General features: G+C 61.6%; 7 protein-coding genes and 1 pseudogene. 5 read left to right on the forward strand and 3 right to left on the reverse strand.

Annotated features, from left to right (window positions below; translation table 11 throughout):
* The 3 genes from EOC06_RS32805 to EOC06_RS32815 all read left to right on the forward strand — a co-directional run.
* Positions 1-1,087: aldehyde dehydrogenase family protein (locus tag EOC06_RS32805; protein ID WP_128309746.1), on the forward strand; the 1,087-nt coding region annotated here is incomplete at its 5' end.
* A gap of 12 nt (positions 1,088-1,099) precedes the next feature.
* Entirely contained in the window at positions 1,100-2,014 is a 915-nt protein-coding gene (locus tag EOC06_RS32810) for an SMP-30/gluconolactonase/LRE family protein (protein ID WP_128309747.1), read from the forward strand.
* Between the two features lie 58 nt (positions 2,015-2,072).
* Positions 2,073-2,999 (forward strand): LysR substrate-binding domain-containing protein, encoded by a 927-nt coding sequence (locus EOC06_RS32815; protein ID WP_128309748.1) that lies wholly within the window; start codon positions 2,073-2,075, stop codon positions 2,997-2,999.
* A 60-nt stretch (positions 3,000-3,059) separates the two neighbouring features.
* Here EOC06_RS32815 and EOC06_RS40415 read toward each other — a convergent pair whose 3' ends face one another.
* Together EOC06_RS40415 and EOC06_RS32820 are read right to left on the reverse strand one after the other, a co-directional pair.
* Positions 3,060-3,206 carry a hypothetical protein gene (locus EOC06_RS40415; protein WP_164762718.1) on the reverse strand — a complete coding sequence of 49 codons (147 nt, stop codon included), beginning with the start codon at positions 3,204-3,206 and terminating at the stop codon, positions 3,060-3,062.
* A 231-nt stretch (positions 3,207-3,437) separates the two neighbouring features.
* Positions 3,438-3,935, reverse strand: a complete 498-nt coding sequence (locus tag EOC06_RS32820; protein WP_245470289.1) for an ATP-binding cassette domain-containing protein — start codon at positions 3,933-3,935, stop codon at positions 3,438-3,440.
* On the opposite strand from EOC06_RS32820, the gene EOC06_RS44090 reads away from it, so the two are divergent.
* Positions 3,849-4,145, forward strand: coding sequence for a hypothetical protein (locus EOC06_RS44090; RefSeq protein WP_245470290.1), 297 nt, complete (start codon positions 3,849-3,851; stop codon positions 4,143-4,145). The two genes, EOC06_RS32820 and EOC06_RS44090, sit on opposite strands and share 87 nt — an antisense overlap.
* Positions 4,146-4,215: 70 nt before the next feature.
* Positions 4,216-4,555 (forward strand): annotated as a pseudogene (locus EOC06_RS32825) (carbohydrate ABC transporter permease); the annotation flags it as partial.
* A 55-nt stretch (positions 4,556-4,610) separates the two neighbouring features.
* On the opposite strand, the gene EOC06_RS32830 reads toward EOC06_RS32825, so the two are convergent.
* Positions 4,611-4,764: DAK2 domain-containing protein (locus EOC06_RS32830; protein ID WP_128309749.1), on the reverse strand; the 154-nt coding region annotated here is incomplete at its 5' end.

Consider the following 4,764-nt stretch of genomic DNA (forward strand, 5'->3'; position numbering starts at 1 on the left):
GATCAATGGCGAGACGATGACGGTCAACGCACCGGGCGACTGGCATGCCTACACCCGCCGCGAGCCGGTCGGCGTCGTCGGCCAGATCATCCCGTGGAACTTCCCGCTCAGCATGCTCGCCTGGAAGGTGGGGCCGGCACTGGCGGCCGGCTGCACCATCGTGCTCAAGCCGGCCGAGCAGACGCCGCTCGGAGCGCTCTACTTTGGCAAGCTGGTTCAGGAAGCCGGCTTTCCGGAAGGTGTGGTCAATATCCTGACCGGCTTTGGCGAAACGGTTGGCGCGGCGATGGCGGCCCATCCCGATATCGACAAGGTGGCTTTCACCGGTTCGACCGAAGTCGGTCGGCTGATCGCTCGCGCCGCGACCGGCAATCTCAAGAAGGTCAGCCTTGAGCTTGGTGGCAAGGCGCCGACCATCGTGCTGGGCGACGCCGATATCGACATGGCGGTGGCCGGCGCCTCGAGCGCGGCATTCTTCAATGCCGGGCAGAGCTGCGGCGCGGGAACGCGTTTCTTCGTTCACAAGAAGATCTACGACAAGGTCATGTCCGGGATCGCGGCGCGCGCCGAAAAGCTGAAGCTCGGCGCCGGGCTTGACCCTGCGACGGAGCTTGGCCCCGTCGTCTCTCAGCAGCAGATGGAACGCATCACCCGACTGATCTCGGAAGGCAGGAGTGACGGCGCCGAGATCGTCACGGGCGGCGGGCGTGCGGGTGACGTCGGCTATTTCGTCAAGCCGACGGTCATTTCCCGGACGCGGCCGGACATGTCGGTGATCCGCGAAGAGATATTCGGACCGGTGGCCTGTGCGATGCCTTTCGACGACGAGGACCTGGACAAACTCGCCAAGGATGCCAACGACACCGAGTATGGCCTTGCCGCATCGATCTGGACCAACAATCTGGGCACCGCGCATCGGCTGGCCGCAAAGATTAAATCCGGCACGGTCTGGGTGAACTGCCACAACTTCAATGACGTCACCATGCCCTTCGGCGGGTTCAAACAATCGGGCTGGGGGCGCGAACTCGGCGAGCAGGCGCTCCAACTCTACACCGAGACCAAGACCGTCGCGATCCGGCTGCCATAGGCGAGGTGGCCGATGTCCTGCTACGAAATGATCGACGCGCGGTTCGGCGACCTGATCGATCCGGTCGCATTCCTCGAAACCATCCATTCGGGAAATCGCTGGGCGGAGGGACCGGTCTATTTCGCCGATCTTCGCTCCCTGATCTGGAGCGATATCCCCAACGACCGCATGCTGCGATGGGACGAGGACACGGGGGCGGTTTCGCTGTTCCGAAGCCATGTCTGCAACCCGAACGGCAGCACACGCGATCGCAACGGAAGGCTGATCACATGCATGCAGGGGGAGCGCCGCGTCGTGCGTACCGAATGGGACGGCTCGATCACCGTGCTGGCCGCCTCTTTCGATGGCAAGCCTTTGAACTCGCCGAACGATGTGGTCGTGAAATCCGACGGCAGCATCTGGTTCACCGATCCTAATTATGGGATCATTTCAGACTATGTCGGGCGCAAGGGCCTACAGGAGCAGGCTGGCTGCCGCGTTTACAGGATCGATCAGCAGTCGGGGATGATCACAGTCGTTGCCGATGATTTCTCCATGCCGAACGGGCTCGCCTTCTCGCCTGACGAGAAGCACCTTTATATTTCGGACTCCGGCTTCCTCACCGACCGCAGCGCTCCACATCACGTCAGGCAGTTTGACGTCGACGGCGACAGATTGGTAAATTCCCGCGTCTTCGCAAACATATCGCCCGGCATTCCAGATGGCTTTCGCGTTGATATCGCGGGTAATCTCTGGATCAGCGCATGGGATGGCGTACAATGCCATACGCCCGAAGGTGAACTCATCGGGAAAATTCAGGTGCCGGAAATGGTTGCGAACCTGGCCTTTGGTGGGCCGCGCAACAATCGGCTGTTCATCACGGCGACAACGTCTGTCTATGCCGTGTTCTTGAATGTCCGAGGCCAGAAGTACCCGTTCGGCATGTGACACGGACGCCGATGGGTCAGCCCGGAGGCTCTGCAGCAGCGGACGGTTGGGGTGAGAGTTGGACACGAAGCAGCTACAGGTATTCATCGCCGTCGGTGCGGCTGGCAGCTTCTCAAAGGCCGCTCTCGACCTCAATGTCACCCAGCCTATGGTCACGCGCCATATTCGCGGGCTTGAGGAGGAGCTCGGCGTTGAGCTGTTTTATCGCAACGGCCGCGGTGTCGTGCTGACCGAGGCGGGCGTGCTTTTGAAGGCTCATGCCGACGAGATCGTCGAGCGGATGCGGCTGGCGCAAAATGCCGTCTCGAACCTCAAATCCTCGCCGAAGGGAAGGTTGGTGCTGGCCGTGCCGCCTTCGGTCGGCACCGTGCTCACGGTGCCGCTGGTCAAGAAGATCAAGAACGAGTTTCCCAATGTCGCGCTGCAAGTCATCGAAGGCTTCAGCGGCCATATCCTGGAATGGCTGATCGCCGGTCGCATCGATGCCGCGGTGCTCTACAATTCGCCGAACCATCCTTCCGTGCTGACCGAACCGCTCGCCGATGACGAACTGTTTCTGATCGGACCGGTCTTGTCCGAGCGCGTGTTGCCGCGCGGGCCAGTCGGCCTCAACGTCTTCGCTGAGCTGCCGATGATACTGCCCAGCCGCCCGCACGGGCTGCGGCGGCTCATTGATAATACCCTGGCGGAGCATGGCATCTATCCGCGTGTCGAGATGGAGCTGGAGGCGATGCCTTCAACCTTGCTGCTGGTCGAGGAAGGTACTGGCTATACGGTTCTGCCCTATGCTTCCGTGCATCTCCTTGTCGAGGCTGGCCGCATCGAGGTCTGGCCATTCGACCCGCCGATTACCCGACAGCTGATCCTCGCGACCTCCTCGCAGCGACCAATGTCCTCGAACTTTCGCCCACTCTTCCGCGCGGTACGCACGGAACTGCGAGACATCATTTCCACCCACATCTGGAAACCATTGACGCCATCTTGAAAACCGATGGGCTCGGACTTGCCTGGTGCAGATAGAAGCCTCGGCGGCGACGTTCGGTTATCATTGTTCGTCGATTCGATCGATAAATTCATCCGCCGAAGCGACCGTAGGCGCGGCCAAACAAAGGGCCAATGCGCCCAAGATGAGGGTTTTTATTTCGAATCCCTTAAAAGGAAAAACGCCCTTCGTTGGGTAAACCTTGTTCAACGACTTTCGTTCCGCTGCCATCGTGTCGCGCGCCGGGTCAAGCAGGCTTAAGCGATGCTCGGCGAACGGGGTTGGAATCGCTTCCGCTTCCTCGGCGATCGAGGGACTCAGAGCCCGAGTGTCTGACCCGCTTCGAGGCGAAGGAACGCCGACGAATTCCTGAAAACCGCTTCCTGAAAAGCGTCGACGGCAGAGCCCTGGGTAACATCAACCAGCACGGCGGCCGCACGCTCACAGTTCGGACACGATCCTGCCTTGGCGCATGACCAGGAGGCGATCGCTTATGCCGATAGCTTCCGGTAGGTCCGACGATATGACGAGGATTGCCTTGCCGGCGCGCGCCAGCTGATCGATCTCCTCGTAGATCTCCCGTTTTGCGCCGATGTCGACGCCGCGGGTGCCCTCAAGGATCAGCACCCTGGAATCGCGAAGCAGCCATCGCGCGAGCGCTGCTTTCTGCTGGTTCCCTCCGGACAGGGCTTTCACCGGCAGCGAGAGAGCGTTGAGCCTGAGACCCAGCCGTTTCATCTGTGTCAGAACTGCATCGCGCCGCTCTGTCCGGTTGACGACGCCTGCCGCCACGAAGCGGTCGAGCGAACTGATCGCAATATTGTCCTCCACCGAATGGTCGAGGAACAGCCCTTGCTCCTTGCGGTTCTCTGGCACCATGCCGATGCCGTCGGCTATTGCCTCGAACGGATCCGCAGGACGGCTGGGGCGACCTCCAATGCGGACCGAACCGGCTGTGCGAAGGTCGGCGCCGAACGGCCACCGCATCGGGCCTCGCTCGGCATGGGCTACATGGAATGCGAGGACGGCGTCGACGATACCTGGCTCGCAGCCGCGCCACTTGAGATCGAAGTCGCGTGGAAGCGATACACCGCTATCGCGCAGCTCACGCCTTGGTACGACCCCAAGGGAGAGCGTTTGAGACTGTAATGCCAAGGCTTGGTCTCGGACACAGGTTTGTTGCAACGACTGAATCGGGGCGCAACGGGGTCTGTGGCCGCTGGTCGATGTGCCGGCCGAACTCGACGAGGCAGCGAAAGTCGATGGCGCAAGCTCCTTGCAGGTGATGATGATGATCGTCCGGCCGGTGATCCGCCCGGCTGGTCACAACCTTCATCTCCGCCTGAAACGAATTCCTCTTCGGCCTTATGCTGACAACCAGTCGTGCCGTCCCGATGACGGTCGGCGCGTCCTTCTTCTTCGCCGCAAGCGGCGGTGGCGTAAAATGGGGAACCGCTTCCGCGGTCATGATGCTGGGCGCCTTGCCGCCGGCATTGCTGGGGCTTGTGATGTATCGGCAGATATCGGAATCCATGACCGCTGGAGCGGTCAAAGGCTAACTCGGTGACAGGCCATCGTTCGGCGTGCGCCGCCTGCCACGGCCGCCAGAACCGCCTATCCCTGCGGTTCGCCAAAAGTGTCCTTCATCGCGCGCAGGATGATGACGGCCGAGGCGGCACCCGGATCCATGTGTCCCAGGGATCGCTCGCCCAGCCTGGCGGCCCTGCCGCGCGCAGCGACCATGGATCGTGTCGAATTGGCGCCGGCT

Origin of the sequence: Mesorhizobium sp. M7A.F.Ca.MR.362.00.0.0, assembly GCF_004023175.1 — a bacterium.
GTDB lineage: Bacteria > Pseudomonadota > Alphaproteobacteria > Rhizobiales > Rhizobiaceae > Mesorhizobium.